The sequence below is a fragment of the Rahnella selenatireducens genome (assembly GCF_046449555.1).
Lineage (GTDB): Bacteria > Pseudomonadota > Gammaproteobacteria > Enterobacterales > Enterobacteriaceae > Rahnella > Rahnella selenatireducens.
In genome coordinates, this window is the sequence record NZ_JBKEZJ010000015.1 from 45,773 (window position 1) to 64,110 (window position 18,338).

At 51.9% G+C, this 18,338-nt stretch carries 15 protein-coding genes; 9 read left to right on the top strand and 6 right to left on the bottom strand.

Annotated features, from left to right (window positions below; translation table 11 throughout):
* Positions 1 to 35: 35 nt before the first annotated feature.
* Positions 36 to 1,310, bottom strand: a complete 1,275-nt coding sequence (gene fabF / locus ACLBVC_RS20740) for a beta-ketoacyl-ACP synthase II (protein ID WP_410151187.1) — start codon at positions 1,308 to 1,310, stop codon at positions 36 to 38.
* Between the two features lie 140 nt (positions 1,311 to 1,450).
* Positions 1,451 to 2,071: a TetR/AcrR family transcriptional regulator gene (locus ACLBVC_RS20745; protein WP_410151188.1), complete on the bottom strand. Its 621-nt coding sequence runs from the start codon at positions 2,069 to 2,071 to the stop codon at positions 1,451 to 1,453.
* A gap of 344 nt (positions 2,072 to 2,415) precedes the next feature.
* Between ACLBVC_RS20745 and ACLBVC_RS20750 the strand changes: the two genes are divergently transcribed.
* Complete coding sequence (locus tag ACLBVC_RS20750) at positions 2,416 to 3,033, top strand: trimeric intracellular cation channel family protein (protein WP_410151189.1); 618 nt, start codon at positions 2,416 to 2,418, stop codon at positions 3,031 to 3,033.
* A 21-nt stretch (positions 3,034 to 3,054) separates the two neighbouring features.
* On the opposite strand, the gene ligB is transcribed toward ACLBVC_RS20750, so the two are convergent.
* Positions 3,055 to 4,752: an NAD-dependent DNA ligase LigB gene (gene ligB, locus ACLBVC_RS20755; protein ID WP_410151190.1), complete on the bottom strand. Its 1,698-nt coding sequence runs from the start codon at positions 4,750 to 4,752 to the stop codon at positions 3,055 to 3,057.
* A gap of 278 nt (positions 4,753 to 5,030) precedes the next feature.
* Here ligB and gmk point away from each other — a divergent pair, with 278 nt between their 5' ends.
* The 8 genes from gmk to ACLBVC_RS20795 all read left to right on the top strand — a co-directional run bounded on the left by gmk (position 5,031) and on the right by ACLBVC_RS20795 (position 15,969).
* A complete protein-coding gene (gene gmk / locus ACLBVC_RS20760) occupies positions 5,031 to 5,654 on the top strand; it encodes a guanylate kinase (protein WP_410151191.1) in 624 nt (207 codons plus the stop codon).
* 54 nt (positions 5,655 to 5,708) lie between these two features.
* Positions 5,709 to 5,984 (top strand): DNA-directed RNA polymerase subunit omega, encoded by a 276-nt coding sequence (gene rpoZ / locus ACLBVC_RS20765; protein ID WP_015699238.1) that lies wholly within the window; start codon positions 5,709 to 5,711, stop codon positions 5,982 to 5,984.
* A gap of 19 nt (positions 5,985 to 6,003) precedes the next feature.
* Positions 6,004 to 8,112, top strand: a complete 2,109-nt coding sequence (gene spoT, locus ACLBVC_RS20770) for a bifunctional GTP diphosphokinase/guanosine-3',5'-bis pyrophosphate 3'-pyrophosphohydrolase (RefSeq protein WP_410151192.1) — start codon at positions 6,004 to 6,006, stop codon at positions 8,110 to 8,112.
* 5 nt (positions 8,113 to 8,117) lie between these two features.
* Complete coding sequence (gene trmH, locus ACLBVC_RS20775; RefSeq protein ID WP_195825802.1) at positions 8,118 to 8,816, top strand: tRNA (guanosine(18)-2'-O)-methyltransferase TrmH; 699 nt, start codon at positions 8,118 to 8,120, stop codon at positions 8,814 to 8,816.
* The gene (gene recG / locus ACLBVC_RS20780; protein ID WP_410151193.1) at positions 8,813 to 10,894 is read left to right on the top strand and encodes an ATP-dependent DNA helicase RecG; all 2,082 of its coding nucleotides are present in this window, start codon (positions 8,813 to 8,815) and stop codon (positions 10,892 to 10,894) included. Before trmH ends, recG begins: the two co-directional genes overlap by 4 nt.
* Positions 10,895 to 11,140: 246 nt before the next feature.
* Positions 11,141 to 12,466 (top strand): PTS sugar transporter subunit IIC, encoded by a 1,326-nt coding sequence (locus ACLBVC_RS20785; protein WP_410151194.1) that lies wholly within the window; start codon positions 11,141 to 11,143, stop codon positions 12,464 to 12,466.
* 265 nt (positions 12,467 to 12,731) lie between these two features.
* Positions 12,732 to 14,123, top strand: a complete 1,392-nt coding sequence (locus ACLBVC_RS20790) for a uracil-xanthine permease family protein (protein ID WP_410151195.1) — start codon at positions 12,732 to 12,734, stop codon at positions 14,121 to 14,123.
* A gap of 154 nt (positions 14,124 to 14,277) precedes the next feature.
* A complete protein-coding gene (locus ACLBVC_RS20795; protein ID WP_410151196.1) occupies positions 14,278 to 15,969 on the top strand; it encodes an AsmA family protein in 1,692 nt (563 codons plus the stop codon).
* 68 nt (positions 15,970 to 16,037) lie between these two features.
* Here ACLBVC_RS20795 and fabY read toward each other — a convergent pair whose 3' ends face one another.
* Genes fabY through ACLBVC_RS20810 form a run of 3 tightly spaced genes read right to left on the bottom strand, consistent with a single transcriptional unit; the run spans position 16,038 to position 18,329 of the window.
* Positions 16,038 to 16,970: a fatty acid biosynthesis protein FabY gene (gene fabY, locus ACLBVC_RS20800; protein WP_410151197.1), complete on the bottom strand. Its 933-nt coding sequence runs from the start codon at positions 16,968 to 16,970 to the stop codon at positions 16,038 to 16,040.
* Positions 16,971 to 17,003: 33 nt separating this feature from the next.
* A complete protein-coding gene (dtd, locus tag ACLBVC_RS20805; protein WP_410151198.1) occupies positions 17,004 to 17,441 on the bottom strand; it encodes a D-aminoacyl-tRNA deacylase in 438 nt (145 codons plus the stop codon).
* A gap of 9 nt (positions 17,442 to 17,450) precedes the next feature.
* On the bottom strand, positions 17,451 to 18,329 hold the full coding sequence (locus ACLBVC_RS20810) for a virulence factor BrkB family protein (protein ID WP_195816109.1): 879 nt from the start codon (positions 18,327 to 18,329) through the stop codon (positions 17,451 to 17,453).
* Positions 18,330 to 18,338 lie beyond the last annotated feature (9 nt).

The following is an 18,338-nucleotide window of genomic DNA, read 5'->3' on the forward strand; positions in this document are numbered from 1 at the left end:
TTTTTTATGCTTCATCTCTGAAATTCAGAAGAAAATTAATCTTCCCAACGTTTCAGCAGTACACAAGCATTTACACCGCCAAAACCAAAGCCGTTGGACAGCGCGTAAGTAATGCCGTGCTTCTGCGCCGTATTGCCGACGATGTTCAGGCCTTCTGCCGCAACATCTTTGTTTTCAAGGTTCAGCGTTGGCGGAACGATTTGGTCGCGCACAGCCAGGATGGTAAAGATAGTTTCCAGACCGCCCGCAGCGCCCAGCAAGTGGCCGGTTGCAGATTTGGTGGATGTTACCGCTAGTTTACCGTCTGTACCAAACAGGGTTTTAATCGCATTGATTTCACCCAAATCACCCACCGGCGTAGAAGTCGCATGCGCATTCAAATGCTGTACATCCGAAGGCTGAATGCCCGCCTGGCGCAAAGCAATCTTCATCGCACGGCCAGCGCCGTTGCCATCTTCTGCCCCGGAAGTCATGTGGTAAGCATCACCGCTGGTACCGTAACCGACGATCTCCGCCAGAATTTTTGCACCACGCGCTTTCGCATGTTCCAGTTCTTCGATAACCAGCATGCCTGCGCCTTCGCCCATCACAAAGCCGTCGCGAGCGCTGTCGAATGGACGTGACGCTTTTTCAGGATGATCTTCGTGACCCGCAGACATCGCTTTTGCCGCCGCAAAACCACCCAGACTGACGGTATCGATAGCCGCTTCAGCGCCGCCGCAAAGTGCAACGTCTGCTTCATCATTGCGAATCAAACGAACCGCATCACCGATTGCCTGAACACCTGCCGCACAGGCGGTAACCGGCGCGCCGATTGGGCCTTTGAACTGGTGTTTAATAGAAACCTGACCGGAAGCCAGATTCACCAGGAAGGAAGGAATGGTGAACGGGGATAAACGCTTAGCACCACGACTGTCGTTGGTACGCACCGCATGCGCAATCGCCGGAAAACCACCGATACCAGAACCGATGACGGTTGCAGTACGTTCCTGCTGTTCAGCGGTTTCCGCTTTCCAGCCTGAATTCGCAATCGCCATATCGGCAGCAGCCATAGCGAAAAGAATGAAACGGTCCATTTTTTTCTGGTCTTTTGGCACAACAAAAAGGTCAGGATCGAAACCTGATTCAGGATCCTGTTCTTTAGTTTGTACCTGACCGCCAATCTTCACGGACAGCGTTTCAACAATTTCTTCCGGCAAAACGCGGATACCAGACTGACCGGCCAGCAGGCGCTTCCAGATAGTTTCGATATCACAGCCCAGAGGACTCACAGCCCCCATGCCGGTAATAACCACTCGACGATGAGTCATAAAACTTTCCTCTCTGTCTGTTAAAGACACAAGTTTCTGCTGGAACTTCCACCAGCGGGCAGAAACGATTTTAATTAAAGGCTGACAGTATGTGACGAATTACGATTTTGTAAACCCGTTACTCTAAATTTTTGTCTCAACTATTTTGCCAGACTACGCAGAACCAGACCGGTGATGGCCTGCACGCGTTCTTCTAATTGCTCCGGCGTTTTTTGTTCCAGCAACAGCGGATGAGAAAACGGAGTCGTCACGCTGGTGATGGCCATACACACCTCATCCAGAGGCGTTTTACGTTCAAATTCGCCAGACTCACGCCCGTCATTGACTATTTTTTCAAAAATGGAATACATCATAGCCCGGTGATTAAGCGTAGATTTCCACTGCTGCGCCGAAGCTGTCGCAGCCAGGTCATGTAACTTTCTATCCTGAAAGAAGAGATCCAGACTACGTGTTAACAACGTCTTAAAAATTGAACGCAGGCGCAGAGTTGCACTTTGGTCGCTCTGAGCAATCAGCAGCAAAGCCTGATCAATCTGACCGACACGCTGGGAACAGATTGCTTCACCAATTGCCTGTTTTGACTCAAAAAATTTATAAATATAAGCACTTGAAACACCAATTGATTTCGCCAGATCCGCCACAGACGTTTTGGCGTAACCATACAGGCGAAAATGATCAAATGCCGCATCGATAATTTGTTCGCGCCGTTCGTGCTCAGCTGGTCCACGCTGAGTTAACGCAACCGGAATTTCGGGCTTCATACACTCCTCCGGACAGATGAAACAATTGAGCTTTTCGTCTTTTAGTGACGATTTTGAATAATCGTAACTTAAAAGTAGACATTTTTCATCTTTATGGAAGAGACACCTCAGGAAAAAAACGAAAGAAGGATGAACAAGCTGGCATGCAATTACTGTTTTTCTAATCTAAAATAAATCAGAATTCCCCCAGAGTCTTTTGCTTAGCCTGACTCGTGGCTACATTACATTAGTTTTAGTAATCCTAAAGAGAATGCAAAAGAAAAACTCAATCGAGAGTTAATGAAAAGCTCATTACTCTACGTGACTCCTGCTTTCTCACTTACTGATTTGTCCGGCGAACATTCATGTTACTCACAGTGCTTTATATAATTGGGATCACCGCAGAAGCCATGACCGGTGCTCTGGCGGCCGGGCGCCGTAAAATGGACTCTTTCGGCGTCATTATTATCGCGGCAGCGACCGCGATTGGCGGCGGCTCTGTTCGTGATATGTTGTTGGGACACTATCCTTTAGGCTGGGTTAAGCATCCTGAATACATTGTGATTGTGGCCGTTGCCGCGATAATGACGACCTGGCTGGCACCGCTAATGCAGCATCTTCGCCGGTTGTTCCTCGTGCTTGATGCCTTAGGTCTGGTGGTGTTTTCGATCATCGGGACACAGGTCGCGCTTGATATGGGCCACGGCGCAATCATTGCGTCCGTCTGTGCCGTGATTACCGGCGTTTTCGGCGGTGTACTGCGGGATATGATGTGTAATCAGATCCCGCTGGTCTTTCAGAAAGAAATCTACGCTGGTATCTCTTTCGCCTCCGCCTGGGTTTATATCGGCCTGCAATATCTCGCTTTGCCGCACAATATGGTGGTCATCGTCACCCTGCTTGTCGGCTTTACTGCCCGTCTTATCGCGCTGCGCTTTCGCCTCGGGCTGCCTGTTTTCAATTACCCACACTCAGACCATTAACTTACCGGGCACCTTTACGGATTACTGAAAAGCAGGCAGTTTTGCCTGCTTCAGCCGCTCCGCCAGCGCCACCACCTGCGGATGATGAATGAAATCGTAGACCTGGCGGGCGCGTTTTTGACCTATTCCAGCCATTGTTTCCCACTCATCCGAACTAAGTTCCTCCAGCTGACGCCAGTTTTGCCTTTGTTCTGCAAATTTAAGGGCAAAGGAAGGAAATCCCAATGCTGACAGCCAGCGTTTGAAGCCTTTATCCCGCGTCAGCCGAATTTGTGCCACCAGCTTCTGAGCCTGCTTAACGCTAATCCCCGGCACCGTCGCCATTTCTTTCTCATTAAGATTTAGCCACGAAACCAGTGAATCAGGCGGTATCCCGTCGAGTAATTTTTGCCACGTCGCACCGCCGAAACCGACCATATCGACCCCTTCTGAGCTGCTGAGCCACACAAGGCGCGAAAGAAACTGCGGCGCGCAGCCGGGCTCCGGAGTTAAGCAAGAAAGCACATCATATTGTTGTGGCTCAGGAAGGTTTATTTCGGGGCGTTCGCTCACGCGCCACGTGACATCATCAAGGCGCGGGATCCCCTGACCGGCCAGACTGATAGCCACCTGATCACCGGGCAACACATCCCATGCTTTAAAGCGGGCTACCGAGCCTACACTGACTTTACTCACCGATTTATCGCCCAGTTTCAATGTCTTCAGGTTCAGAATCACGGTGACTTTTCCACTTCGCCCCGTGGTTGTCGTAATACCTGAAACTTCCGTGAGTTGTCTTGCAGGCGGATATTTCCACGCAACGGCCCATGTGGCGGGTTTATTTATCCAGTATTTTCCAGCAGGCTCTTGTTGCTGACGGATTACCACACCGTCCGTCGCAAAAGGCTGTGGCTGAAGGAACCATGTATCCCGCCATTTCGATACATCTTCCACCGAGTTAACTGCGAGTGTGAATTGAGAAACTTCAGGGAACCCTAAAGCACTAAGTTTTTGGAGATGTTCCCGCATGTCGGCAGGCCCGTCAGGCCATGACCAGATGAAGATACCAAACTGACTGAGCTGATCGGACAAAGAATTTCGCATCATGGCACCCGCCACTTTCGATCTTGCATTCATGCCACCTTCAACACTTTGTTGATGACCGGTCATCTTCAGATACAGCTCGCCCTGCAATACCAGCTCCGGGCCTTTATCGGGAATACTGAGTGGAATAGACGGAATGGATGCCGCTTTACCCGTCCAGTTCTGGCCTTTCTCTCCATCTCCGCGGCTTAGCAGCGCCGCAAGTTTGCCATAGCGGTAAATCAGCGAAACGGCCACACCGTCAACTTTAGGCTGCACCCAGAGATTTTTACGCCCGCGCATCCAGTCTGAAACGGCCTGTTTATCGCGTAATTTATTGAGCCCGGTATGGGCGACAGGATGAGTCATGACGGCGTCATCGCGAGCTGGCACCACGAGTTCAGGCAATGGCAATCCGGCGCACTGAAGCCACTGGCTCTGTTTCTGTCGCAGGTTATCGTAAACAGCATCTTCAATCGGGCTGCTACCAGATTGATGGTAAGCCTTATCCCACTGAGCCAGTTGCTCAGTGAGCTTATGTGTTTCCCTTGCCAGCTGCACAGATGACCACGCAGGGCAATCTTGCGGCAATATCTCACTGGCCGCGGCGGAGAAAATAAAACAAAACACGCTGATAAAAAGAGTGAAACGGCGCATAAGCACCTCCTTGTGGGTGCCAGTAAACGCTGTCGATATTTTATCTGCCAGTGCCAATGTTTGTGCTTGCGAGACGCCTTCCCGATTATTTGATTCGTTGCTGCAATTCAAAGAAATTTTGGAATGCGGCGCGTAATTCCACAAAGAAGGGCTATTTTCTCAGGCTTAGTTACGATGAAATACGTCGGAACGCTGCACCGAATGCGGCGAGCGTGTATACTGTGCGAGAGATCACTCTTCGCATACTTCCTATCAACCCATTCAGTTGAAACGTCATCATGGTTCAAGGCACGCTATATATTATCTCCGCCCCGAGTGGAGCAGGTAAATCAAGTCTGATTCAGGCTTTACTGAAAACACAACCGCTCTACGACACACAGGTTTCTATTTCCCATACAACCCGTACAGAACGTCCGGGCGAGAAACATGGCGAGCACTACTTTTTTGTCTCTAAAGAAGAGTTTCGCGGGATGATTGAGCGTGATGCCTTTTTAGAACACGCGGAAGTTTTCGGTAATTATTACGGGACTTCACGTGAAACCATTGAGCAGGTTTTGGCGTCTGGCGTTGACGTTTTTCTGGACATCGACTGGCAAGGTGCCCAGCAGATCAGGAAAAGAATGCCACAGGCACGCAGTATTTTCGTATTGCCGCCATCAAAAGATGAGCTTGACCGTCGCCTGCGTGGCCGGGGTCAGGACAGCGAAGAGGTTATCGCAAAACGTATGGCGCAGGCTGTGGCAGAAATGACGCACTTTGCCGAATACGACTATTTAATTGTGAATGATGATTTTGATCTGGCTTTATCGGATTTAAAAACGATTATTCGCGCCGAACGTCTGCGTCTGAGCCGTCAACGGCTCCGTCATGACGGATTAATCACCAAACTATTGGCAGACTGAAGTCACTTTCAGTATTATGCCCAGTCTTTCGTCACCCTGTGGAGTAGCACATATATGGCACGCGTAACTGTTCAAGACGCTGTTGAGAAAATTGGTAACCGTTTTGACCTGGTGTTGGTGGCTGCTCGTCGCGCACGCCAGCTGCAATCTGGTGGTAAAGATCCACTGGTCGCTGAAGAAAACGATAAATTCACTGTTATTGCCCTGCGCGAAATTGAAGAAGGCCTGATCACGAATCAGATCCTCGACGTTCGTGACCGTCAGGAACAGCAAGAGCAGGAAGCCGCAGAGATTCAGGCAGTGACTGCCATCGCTGAAGGTCGTCGTTAATTAACGAAACGGATCTCACTTGTATATCTTTGAAAGCCTGAATCAACTGATTCAAAAATACCTGCCGGAGGAGCAAATTAAGCGCCTCGTGCAGGCTTACCTCGTGGCGCGGGACGCGCATGAGGGGCAAACACGCTCCAGCGGTGAGCCTTATATTACTCACCCGGTAGCCGTGGCATGTATTTTGGCTGAAATGAGGCTCGATCATGAGACTCTTATGGCGGCGTTATTACACGACGTTATCGAAGACACGCCTGCAACCTACCAGGATATGGAACAACTGTTCGGCAAAAGCGTTGCTGAGCTGGTTGAAGGCGTTTCAAAGTTAGACAAGCTGAAATTCCGCGATAAGAAAGAAGCACAGGCGGAAAACTTCCGCAAAATGGTCATGGCGATGGTGCAAGACATCCGCGTCATTTTGATCAAACTCGCTGACCGTACCCACAATATGCGCACGCTGGGCTCTCTTCGCCCGGACAAACGTCGCCGCATTGCCCGCGAAACGCTGGAAATTTACAGCCCGCTGGCACACCGTTTGGGTATTCACCATCTGAAAACCGAGCTCGAAGAGCTGGGTTTCGAAGCACTCTATCCAAACCGTTATCGCGTCATCAAAGAAGTGGTGAAAGCCGCGCGTGGTAACCGTAAAGAGATGATCCAAAAAATCCTCTCTGAGATAGAAGGCCGTTTAACCGAAGCCGGTATTCAGTGCCGTGTGAGCGGTCGCGAAAAACACCTGTATTCGATCTATTGCAAAATGCACCTGAAAGAACAGCGTTTCCATTCCATTATGGATATCTACGCGTTCCGGGTGATCGTTAAAGAACTCGATACCTGTTATCGCGTGCTGGGTCAGGCACACAGCCTGTACAAACCGCGTCCGGGTCGGGTTAAAGATTACATCGCCATCCCTAAAGCCAACGGCTATCAATCCCTGCATACCTCTTTAATCGGCCCGCACGGTGTTCCGGTTGAGGTACAAATCCGTACCGAAGATATGGATCAGATGGCAGAGATGGGGGTTGCGGCACACTGGGCTTATAAAGAGAACAGTGAAACCAGCACGACGGCGCAGATTCGTGCCCAGCGCTGGTTGCAAAGCCTGCTCGAACTGCAACAGAGCGCAGGCAACTCATTTGAATTTATCGAGAGCGTGAAATCGGATCTGTTCCCGGACGAGATTTACGTCTTCACGCCGGAAGGCCGTATTGTCGAATTGCCTGCGGGTGCGACACCGGTCGACTTTGCATACGCCGTGCATACCGATATCGGACATGCCTGCGTCGGCGCCCGTGTAGATCGCCAGCCTTATCCGCTCTCGCAGCCGCTGACCAGCGGCCAGACAATCGAAATCATTACCGCGCCGGGCGCCCGTCCGAATGCGGCATGGCTCAACTTTGTCGTCAGCTCACGCGCTCGCGCCAAAATTCGTCAGATGCTAAAGAACCTGAAACGTGATGATTCCGTTTCGCTCGGGCGTCGTCTGCTGAACCATGCGCTGGGTGCCGGTAAGAAACTGTCAGACATTCCGCCAGAAAATATCAAAAACGAACTCGACCGCATGAAGCTCGCGGCGATGGACGATTTGCTGGCTGAAATTGGTCTCGGTAATGCTATGAGCGTTGTCGTGGCTAAGAATCTGATGGGTGATCAGTCTTCGATGGCAACATCCGGGACACGTAATCTGCCAATCAAAGGCGCAGACGGCGTGCTGATTACCTTCGCGAAATGCTGCCGCCCTATTCCGGGTGACCCGATAATTGCTCACGTGAGCCCGGGTAAAGGACTGGTGATTCATCATGAATCCTGTCGCAATATCCGTGGTTATCAGAAAGAACCTGAGAAATTCATGACCGTTGACTGGGACGATCACCAGGAAACCGATCAGGAATTTATCGCGGAAATCAAAGTCGACATGTTTAACCATCAGGGCGCTCTGGCAAATCTGACCGCTGCGATTAACGCCGCGCAGTCAAACATCCAGAGCCTGAGCACTGAAGAAAAAGACGGCCGCGTATACAGTGCCTTTATCCGCCTGACGACCCGCGACCGCGTTCATCTGGCGAACATTATGCGTAAAATTCGTATCATGCCGGACGTCATTAAAGTTACCCGCAACCGAAACTGATTGTTATGACCCCAGAACGTTATGCGCGCATCCGCGAAATGCTTGCGGCCCGACAGCCAGACCTGACGGTCTGCATGGAACAGGTGCATAAACCGCATAACGTTTCTGCTGTCATCCGGACTGCCGACGCCGTCGGTGTTCACCAAATCCACGCCGTCTGGCCAACGACCCGAATGAAGACGCTGGTGTCTTCCGCTGCGGGCAGTAACAGCTGGGTTCAGGTCAAAACGCACAAAACTATTCAGGATGCCGTCGCCAAAATGAAGGCGCAAGGCATGCAAATTCTTGCGACTAACCTGTCTGAAAAAGCCGTCGATTTCCGCGCGATTGATTACACCCGCCCGACTTGTATTTTGCTGGGGCAGGAAAAAACCGGTATTACTCCCGAAGCGCTGGCTCTTGCAGACAGCGATATCATTATTCCGATGATCGGGATGGTACAGTCGCTTAATGTGTCAGTGGCCTCCGCTTTAATCCTGTACGAAGCACAGCGCCAGCGTGAGAATGCCGGAATGTATACTCGCGAGAACAGCGTTTTAAGTGAGAAAGAACAGCAACGCCTGCTCTTTGAAGGTGGCTATCCGGTCTTATCTCATGTGGCGCAACGTAAGAAATTACCGCGCCCGTTCATTGATGAGAAGGGTCAAATTATTGCTGATGAGGAATGGTGGTCAGCGATGCAAATGACGGTGAAAAAAAGATGAAAGGCCGCCTGCTCGACGCCATCCCGCTCACGTCGCTCTCCGGCGTGGGAGCCAGTCAGGCAGACAAACTCGCTAAACTCGGTCTTGAAACTATTCAGGATCTGCTGCTTCACCTTCCCCTGCGTTACGAAGACCGCACCCGTCTGTACACCATCAATGATTTATTGCCGGGCATCTTTGCGACCGTAGAAGGCGAAGTGCTGCGAAGTGACATCAGTTTCGGCCGTCGCAGAATGCTGACCTGCCAGATAAGCGATGGCACTGGTTTGCTGACATTGCGTTTTTTCAACTTCAACGCAGCAATGAAAAATAGTCTGGCTGCTGGACGCCGTGTGACGGCTTATGGCGAAATCAAACGCGGCACGCACGGCGCAGAAATCATTCATCCGGAATACCGTATTCAGGGCGAAAACAGCGAAGTTGTTTTGCAGGAATCGCTGACGCCGGTTTATCCGACAACGGAAGGCATCCGTCAGGCCACGCTGCGTAAACTGACTGATCAGGCGCTGGAATTACTCGATACCGTGCCTATTGCAGAACTGTTGCCGGAAGAACTAAGCCGTTCGCTAATTCCGCTTCCGCAGGCCCTGCATTTACTGCACCGGCCGCCACCAGATATTCAGCTGACCGACCTGGAGAAAGGGCATCATCCGGCACAACGACGACTGATTATGGAGGAGTTGTTGGCGCACAATCTCAGCATGCTGGCCGTTCGCGCTGGCACGCAAAGCTATAAAGCCATGCCACTGCATCATGAGGATCGGCTGAAAAATCAGTTTCTGGCCTCTTTGCCGTTCAGCCCGACCGGCGCACAACAGCGCGTGGTGGCTGAAATCGAACAGGATTTAGCTAAAAGCTATCCAATGATGCGTCTGGTCCAGGGCGACGTAGGCTCAGGTAAAACGCTGGTAGCAGCACTTGCTGCGCTTTGTGCGATTGCGCAGGGTCAGCAGGTCGGGCTGATGGCGCCCACCGAATTACTCGCCGAGCAGCACGCTAATAATTTCCGTCAGTGGTTCGAACCGCTGGGAATTCAGGTCGGATGGCTGGCTGGAAAACAAAAAGGCAAAGCCAGACAGGCGCAGCAGGATGCGATTGCCAGCGGTCAGGTTTCGATGGTCGTGGGAACTCACGCGATATTTCAGGAACAGGTTCTGTTCTCTTCATTATCGCTGGTGATCATTGATGAACAACACCGCTTTGGCGTTCATCAGCGGCTGGCATTATGGGAGAAAGGTCTGCAACAGGGCTTCCATCCGCATCAGCTTATCATGACCGCAACGCCAATCCCGCGAACGCTTGCGATGACCGCTTACGCCGATCTGGATACATCAGTAATCGATGAACTTCCGCCTGGCAGAACGCCGGTAACGACCGTTGCGATCCCTGATACTCGGCGCAGCGATATCATCAGCCGCGTGAAAAGCGCCTGCGAGCAGGAAAACCGCCAGGCTTACTGGGTTTGTACGCTGATTGAAGAATCCGAAATGCTGGAAGCTCAGGCGGCGGAAGCTACATGGGAAGGGCTGAAAGAAGCGCTGCCTGCGCTGAATATCGGGCTGGTTCATGGCCGGATGAAAGCGCATGAAAAACAATCAGTTATGCAAGCATTCAAGCAGGGCGAAGTGCAGCTTCTGGTGGCGACAACTGTCATCGAAGTGGGCGTCGACGTGCCTAACGCAAGCCTGATGATCATCGAAAACCCGGAACGCCTTGGGCTGGCACAGTTACATCAGCTGCGTGGCCGCGTCGGACGTGGTGCTGTCGCTTCTCACTGCGTGTTGTTGTACAAAACACCGCTGAGCAAGACAGCGCAGAAGCGCTTGCAGGTTTTACGCGACAGCAACGATGGTTTTGTCATTGCTCAGCAGGATTTAGAAATCCGCGGGCCAGGTGAATTACTGGGCACACGCCAGACAGGTAGCGCTGAATTTAAAGTGGCTGACTTGCTGCGCGATCAGGCCATGATCCCCGACGTACAGCGTATTGCTCGGTATCTTCAGCATCAATTCCCCGATCATGCCAAAGCGCTGATTGAGCGCTGGCTGCCGGAAAGAGTGCGTTATACCAACGCATAATTCTTATACTTTTCGACTTTCGTTTTTCTCTCTGAAACGCCAAAACATTATTGAAAATGATGTTTTGGCTTCAATGTATCAACCCGACTTTTGCTCATTTCTGCCTCAAAACCATTAAGCCCTCAGGTTATTTGATGACCTTCACAGACTGGGGCAAAGTCGGTAACCGGTTTCACACCCCGCCACTACACTGATGATAATTAAGGCAAGCCTGTCAGTTCCCCTCACCATAAGGCCAATATCATCATGAGTATCAGCCAATCTCTTTTTGATTTTATAGAACAGAAAATCAGCCCGTTTGCGGCCCGGTTATCTTCTCAGCGCCATGTCATGGCGGTGCGTGACGGGTTTATTTCAGCAATGCCGTTTATGATTGTGGGGTCCTTCTTGCTGGTTTTTGTACATCCACCTTTCTCTCCTGAATCCTCTTGGGGATTTGCCCGAAGCTGGTTGGAACTGTCGGCAAAATATGAAGTACAGATTCTGACACCGTTCAATATGACGATGGGGATTATGTCGATCTACATCGCTGCGGCCATTGCCTATAATCTGGCGCGAAGCTACAAGCTTGACCCGTTTATGACCGCGATGCTGTCGTTGATGTCTTTTCTGCTGGTTGCTGCGCCTCAGATTGATGAAAAAATGTCTACAGCCGCACTGGGCGGCGTAGGGATTTTCACCGCAATTCTGGTGGCGATTTATGTAACAGAGCTGACCCGGCTGCTGAAGAAATATAATATTGGAATACGGCTTCCCGAGCAGGTTCCTTCCAACATTAAGCATTCATTCGATCTGCTGATCCCGATTATTGCCGTTGTGATTACACTGTTCCCGCTGAGTTTACTGGTGCAGTCGGGCTTCAACATGCTGTTGCCCCAGGCAATCATGGCGCTGTTCGAGCCGTTGATTTCGGCTGCTGACTCCCTGCCAGCCGTACTTCTGGCGGTGCTGATTTGCCATCTGCTGTGGTTCGCCGGTATTCATGGCTCGGCAATCGTTTCGGGAATGTTGCAGGCTTTCTGGCTGACTAATCTGGGGCTGAACCAGACCGATCTCGCCGCCGGTTTGCCGATGACGCATATCATGACCGAAGCATTCTGGAACTTCCTGATCGTGATCGGCGGCTCCGGCGCTACCATCGGGCTGGTCTTGCTGTTTTGCCGCAGTAAATCGGCGCATCTGCGCACCATGGGAAAACTCAGCCTGGTACCGAGTTGTTTTAACATCAATGAGCCGGTGATCTTTGGTACGCCGATCGTCATGAACCCGGTCTTTTTCATTCCGTTCCTTCTCGCACCGATGGTTAACGCCGTGATCGCCTACTGCGCTGTCTCCACTAATCTTCTTCCGCACATGATTTCACTGGTTCCCTGGACATCTCCGGCACCGATTGGTGCTGCATGGGCGATGGGCTGGGATTTCAAAGTCTCGATTATGGTGATCGTGCTGATGCTGCTTTCGATGGTGATTTACTATCCGTTCTTCAAGGTTTACGAAAAGCAGTTGCTGACGCAGGAAAAGGCAGCGGAAGCTGAAGCCGTATTTACGGAAAAAGCAGAGGCCACTCAGTAAGCGATAAGTGAAAAACAGAAAGCCTGAAACAGGCGACGAGACCTTTATCCCGGCGTCTGTTTATTTTCAGTTACCCGACGCATTTACCCGATTTTGCGTTAGAAACTGAACAAGACTTCCTCAGAAAAAACCTCAGCCGGACATACAGTTCATAAAAGATCCTTTAACCAAGATTTCACAGTTAAAATTGTCGTTAGCAAACGTTTGCTTTTATGGCGTATTTCAATAAAAATGCCCGCTTTGCCGCTTATTGGAATGCCATAACATGAGTTCGCAAACCACAGAACAAGACTCGCAGCAACCCGACCTTTCCCGCCAGCCAAAAAGTGAACTGATTTACCGGCTTGAAGACCGTCCGCCAATTCCTCAGACTCTCTTTGCCGCCTGTCAGCATTTACTGGCGATGTTTGTCGCGGTAATCACCCCCGCATTACTGATTTGTCAGGCGCTGGGTTTACCTGCGCAGGACACTCAGCACATCATCAGCATGTCGTTGTTTGCTTCTGGTCTGGCTTCCATTCTGCAAATTAAAACCTGGGGTCCCGTCGGTTCCGGCCTGCTTTCAATTCAGGGCACCAGCTTTAACTTTGTCTCGCCGCTGATTATGGGCGGTCTGGCGCTGAAAAACGGGGGCGCTGACGTTCCGACAATGATGGCCGCTCTGTTCGGCACATTGATGCTGGCTTCCTGCACCGAAATCGTTTTGTCGCGCTTCCTGCACCTTGCACGCCGCGTCATAACCCCCCTTGTTTCCGGCATCGTCGTCATGATTATCGGCCTTTCGCTGATTCAGGTCGGGCTGACGTCAATTGGTGGCGGCTATGCGGCGATGAGTAATCATACGTTCGGCGCGCCTAAAAACCTGATTCTGGCCGCCGTCGTTCTGGTGGTTATCATTCTGCTTAACCGCCAGCGGAACCCGTATATGCGCGTCGCTTCGCTGGTTATCGCCATGGCGGTAGGGTATCTGGCGGCCTGGATGATGGGCATGTTGCCTGACGTGGCGCCAGCAGCGCAGAGCAGCTGGATTACGTTACCGACGCCGTTGTATTACGGCCTTGGCTTCGACTGGAATCTGCTCATCCCGCTGATGCTTATCTTTATGGTGACGTCGCTGGAAACCATCGGTGATATCACTGCGACATCTGACGTTTCCGAGCAGCCGGTCAGTGGCCCTCTGTACATGAAGCGCATCAAAGGCGGCGTGCTGGCTAACGGCCTGAACTCAATGCTGTCTGCCGTATTCAATACCTTCCCTAACTCCTGCTTCGGGCAGAACAACGGCGTGATTCAGCTGACCGGCGTGGCCAGCCGTTATGTCGGTTTCGTGGTTGCGCTGATGCTGATCGTGCTGGGACTTTTCCCTGCGGTCGCCGGATTTGTGCAGCACATTCCTGAGCCTGTTTTAGGCGGCGCAACCATCGTGATGTTCGGTACGATTGCCGCTTCCGGCGTACGTATTGTTTCCCGCGAGCGCCTGAACCGCCGCGCGATTATGATCATGGCGCTTTCACTGGCCGTCGGCATGGGCGTTTCCCAGCAGCCGCTGATCCTGCAATTCGCACCAGACTGGATTAAAACGCTGCTGTCTTCCGGCATCGCGGCGGGCGGGATCACTGCGATAGTTCTGAATCTGGTTTTCCCTCACGAAAAGTAATCACGGGATGTAATCCACGTGCAACAGCGGCAGCGGGTCTGGAACCCCTGCCGCTTTTTATTGTCTCCCTTCTGCTAACCTGTTGAGAAAAGTCGCTGTTTGCGGCATAAACAAAGAATCTTTTTTCCTTTTTCCCGTTACAGGGCTCCAGACGATGAGATTTATCGGTAAAATTTTGCTGACGTTCGCCTTACTTCTGGTGCTGGCGATCGTACTGGTGTACGTCCTATTACAAACCCGCTGGGCTGCCGGCTGGGTCAGCCGCTGGATAAGCGACAACAGCGAGTACCGGCTCTCGGTAGAAAAACTGGATCACAACTGGTCAACGCCTGGCCGCATCACGCTGACGAATGTCATCTTCGGGCAAAAAAATCAGCCTGAAATTCTGAACGCCGGAGAAGTGGATCTCGATTTGAGCTGGCGTCAGATTACAGCCCCTTACTTTTTCGATCACGTTGTTCTGGCCAATGGCCGCCTGAACGTAAGCCCTTCCGCCATCAAGCTGCCCTTACAGGCCAATACGCTGCAACTGAGCAAGATGGCACTGACCGGAAATACCGCGGGCCTCGATATTCAGGGGCAGCAAATTAATGCCGGTATTTCGCCGTGGCAACCGAAACCGAATCAGCTTCTGGGTGATAAAGCCGATTTCCAACTGAGCGCGTCGAACCTGACCGTGAACGGGCTTCCGGCTGAGAACGTGCTGATTCAGGGCAATATTAACAACAAGAATCTGACACTGAGTAATTTCGGTGGCGATCTGGCGCGCGGTCAGCTGACCGGTAAAGCGACGCAGACCGCTGACGGCAGTTGGAATATCGAGAATTTACGTTTGAGCAATGTCCGTCTGCAAACGTCAAAATCGCTTTCTGCATTCTTTGATGATTTCCAGACACTGCCGAAAGTGACGATTCAGCGTCTGGATCTTATCGACGCCCGGCTGCAAGGCACTGACTGGGCTTTCAGCGATGTCGACCTTTCCGTGCAGGACCTGACGCTTGAGAAAGGCGACTGGCAAAGCGATGACGGCGAAATCACGCTGAACGCAACGGACATGATTGACGGTAATCTGCATATTCAGGATCCAATCATCAGCCTCGACCTTTCCCCACAGGGAATTACCATCAAACAGGCCACCGCACGCTGGGAGCGTAGCTTGCTGAGAACGACCGGTAACTGGCTGCGCGCAAACAAGCGTTTGCAACTGGATGAGCTTTCCGTTGCCGGGCTGGAATACACGCTGCCACAAAACTGGAAACAACTCTGGCTTCAGGCGCTGCCTGCCCCGCTGGCCGAAATTTCTGTCAGCCGGTTCATCGCTAACCGTAACCTGATTATCGATATCAACGCGCAGTTCCCGTTCCAGATCACAGCGCTTGACGGTTTGGGCAGTAATTTGTTGCTGGCGCGCGACCATCAGTGGGGAGTCTGGGGCGGGAAGCTGAATCTCAACGCCAGCGAAGCGACGTTCAACCGTAATGATGTTCGCCGCCCCTCCATAACGCTGGATGCGAACGACAGTCAGGTGAATATTTCCGAGCTAAGCGCCTTCACCAAAGAAGGATTACTGGAAGCGACGGCAACGGTAGATCAGCAACCACAGCGCCATTTCTCCGCGAAAATGACCGGACGTTCTGTGCCGGTAAATGAGCTGGAAAACTGGGGATGGCCGCACCTGGCGCTGGACGGTAATGCCAATTTGCAGCTCAATTTGCAAGGCCAAATGCCTGCCAATGTCGATTACAAACCGACGCTCAGAGGCACTTTGCAGGTTACCGGCAGCAACGGACAGACTTTGAATCAACAAATGGTTAACGGGTTGGTTTCAGGCGCTTCGCCGGAATAATCAATTCCGCATCTGAACGTAAAAAGGCACCGTTTGCACGGTGCCTTTTTGTTTTTACGGAAAGCGAATCAGTTGATTTCTGGTTCCAGCGGCGCGCCGGGAGCGGCGGGAAGAACCAGATAAGTACCTTCAAATACTGCGCCGTCAGTCTCGTCGCCGTATAAATTCACTTCAAGCTGCACGCGCGCTTTGCGCCCGCGAGCCAGCCGGTCAAGGTCGCCCCGGACAGAGCCCAAATCGGCGATGGCACGCGGTCTGCCGGTCACCGGTGTGCTGTAACGGATATGCGCATCGGCCAGCACGATAGTGCCGCCCAGATGGCGCTCACGCAGCAATAACCAGATAAGCCCCCAGCCGGTCAGTGTGGCCAGCGAGAACAAGCTGCCCGCAAACAAGGTGTGATGAGGATTCTGATTGCCCGTTTCTGGCATCGTGGTTACGAATCTCTGCCCGGTGTACTGGCTGATACGCACACCCATTTTTTCACTCAATGGAATGTGATCGTACCAGGCTTGCTGCAACTGACCGCACCAGTCGGGGCGATGCAAAATATCGTCCAGCGTTTCGATGGGCTTGATCATCAGGAAATGGCGAACCGGCGTCGTTTGCGGCGTGGTGATTTCACCCTGGTTAACAAAACCCAGCTTGGCAAAGAATTCCACGGCATCTTCACGCGCGCTACATACCACACGCTTCACGCCTTCCTGCCGGGCGACAGACTCCAGCGTCATCGCCACCAGCGTCCCTAATCCTTTGTCCTGTACATTCGGATCAACGGCCAGAAAACGGATTGAAGCCTCGTTATCGGCATTAATATATAAACGGCCAACCGCAACCGGGTCGCCGCTTTCATCCACAACCATCTGGTGATGCGCAATCGAATCGTAGGCATCACGTTCTGAACCTTCCGGCTGATGCAACGGCTTACGCAGCATTTCCCAGCGGAATCGGTAATAGGCGGCCAGCTCTTTTTCGGTCGTTGGTACTCTCAGGTGATACATAGAAGCTTTCTCTCCGGCGTTATGCCTTATCGATCAGACTTGTAGCCAGAAGGTCACCGGCCCATCATTCACCAGTGCCACTTTCATATCGGCGGCGAAACGCCCCGTTTCGGTAACGATGCCAGTTTCACGACATTGCCCGCAAAAATACTGATACAACCGGTCGGCTTCCTGCGGTTCTGCGCCCTGCGAGAAACCCGGACGCATGCCTTTTTGGGTATCTGCCGCCAGCGTAAATTGCGAAACCACCAGCAAACTGCCGCCAGCCTGCCGGACGTTCAGGTTCATTTTGTCATTCTCGTCACCGAATATCCGGTACCCGATCACCCGTTCACAAAGACGTTTGGCCTTGTGTTCGTCATCGCCCCGCTCAACCCCCAGCAAAACCAGCAACCCTGGCCCGATTTCACCACAGACGTTCCCGTCGATCGTCACGCTGGCATTCAATACCCGCTGAATTAACGCAATCATAAAAATCCTTCAGACTGATTTTTCTGCTGCTACTTGCTGAGCAGACTGCAATTTTCTCAGGGAACGAAACTCGCCAAGCGTAACCGTGATTTCCGCGCCAAGAAGCACGATACACCAGCTGACATAGACCCAAAGAAATAAAATCGGAATCACCGCCAGTACACCGTAAATCAACTGGTAAGACGGGAAAAGCTGAATATACAGGGCGAAGATTTTTTTACTCAATTCAAATAATGCACCAGATACCAGTGCGCCGACCAGTGCATCTTTTGACGGAACACGGACTGTTGGCACAACCTGATACAGCAGCCAGAATGAAACCCAGGAGATCAGCAACGGCAGAACCCTCAGGGAATGATCGATGACGGAATGCACGCCGCTGATGTTCAGCCAGTTCAGCGAGAGAAGGTATGAACTGACCGCCACGCTGGCCACCAGGAGGATCGGTCCGAGCGTCAGCACCATCCAGTAAACAGCAAAAGAGAAGACGATCGGGCGTTTCGTTTTGCTGTCCCAGATTTTGTTCAGCACGCTGTCCACGGACGCGATCAGCAACAGCGCAGTGACGATTAACCCGCAGGTACCCACCGCCGTCATTTTGCTGGAGTTTGCGACAAACTGTTCGAGGTAGCGCTGGATGACGTTGCCGGTCGCCGGCATGAAATTGGAAAAAATGAATGTTTTGAGCTGCGCGCTGATATCCGAAAACACCGGAAACAGCGCAAACAATGAAAAGACCACCGCAATCAGCGGCACCAGCGACAACAAAGAGACATAGGCTAAATGGCCCGCAAGTAGCGTCAGGCCATCTTTATCTGAACGCTTTAAGAGCAGGTGGGTGAATTTCCACAATGATTTCGGGTAGTGGCTCAGTGCCCTTTTCTGCATCCTTTAATC

Bases quoted from the DNA above. Each gene is read 5' to 3' on its own strand.
- rpoZ (WP_015699238.1), top strand. From the start codon at position 5,709: ATGGCACGCGTAACTGTTCAAGACGCTGTTGAGAAAATTGGTAACCGT.
- fabY (WP_410151197.1), bottom strand. From the start codon at position 16,970: ATGTATCACCTGAGAGTACCAACGACCGAAAAAGAGCTGGCCGCCTAT.
- ACLBVC_RS20745 (WP_410151188.1), bottom strand. From the start codon at position 2,071: ATGAAGCCCGAAATTCCGGTTGCGTTAACTCAGCGTGGACCAGCTGAG.
- ACLBVC_RS20795 (WP_410151196.1), top strand. From the start codon at position 14,278: ATGAGATTTATCGGTAAAATTTTGCTGACGTTCGCCTTACTTCTGGTG.
- ligB (WP_410151190.1), bottom strand. From the start codon at position 4,752: ATGCGCCGTTTCACTCTTTTTATCAGCGTGTTTTGTTTTATTTTCTCC.
- trmH (WP_195825802.1), top strand. From the start codon at position 8,118: ATGACCCCAGAACGTTATGCGCGCATCCGCGAAATGCTTGCGGCCCGA.
- fabF (WP_410151187.1), bottom strand. From the start codon at position 1,310: ATGACTCATCGTCGAGTGGTTATTACCGGCATGGGGGCTGTGAGTCCT.
- gmk (WP_410151191.1), top strand. From the start codon at position 5,031: ATGGTTCAAGGCACGCTATATATTATCTCCGCCCCGAGTGGAGCAGGT.
- dtd (WP_410151198.1), bottom strand. From the start codon at position 17,441: ATGATTGCGTTAATTCAGCGGGTATTGAATGCCAGCGTGACGATCGAC.
- ACLBVC_RS20785 (WP_410151194.1), top strand. From the start codon at position 11,141: ATGAGTATCAGCCAATCTCTTTTTGATTTTATAGAACAGAAAATCAGC.
- recG (WP_410151193.1), top strand. From the start codon at position 8,813: ATGAAAGGCCGCCTGCTCGACGCCATCCCGCTCACGTCGCTCTCCGGC.
- ACLBVC_RS20810 (WP_195816109.1), bottom strand. From the start codon at position 18,329: ATGCAGAAAAGGGCACTGAGCCACTACCCGAAATCATTGTGGAAATTC.
- ACLBVC_RS20750 (WP_410151189.1), top strand. From the start codon at position 2,416: ATGTTACTCACAGTGCTTTATATAATTGGGATCACCGCAGAAGCCATG.
- ACLBVC_RS20790 (WP_410151195.1), top strand. From the start codon at position 12,732: ATGAGTTCGCAAACCACAGAACAAGACTCGCAGCAACCCGACCTTTCC.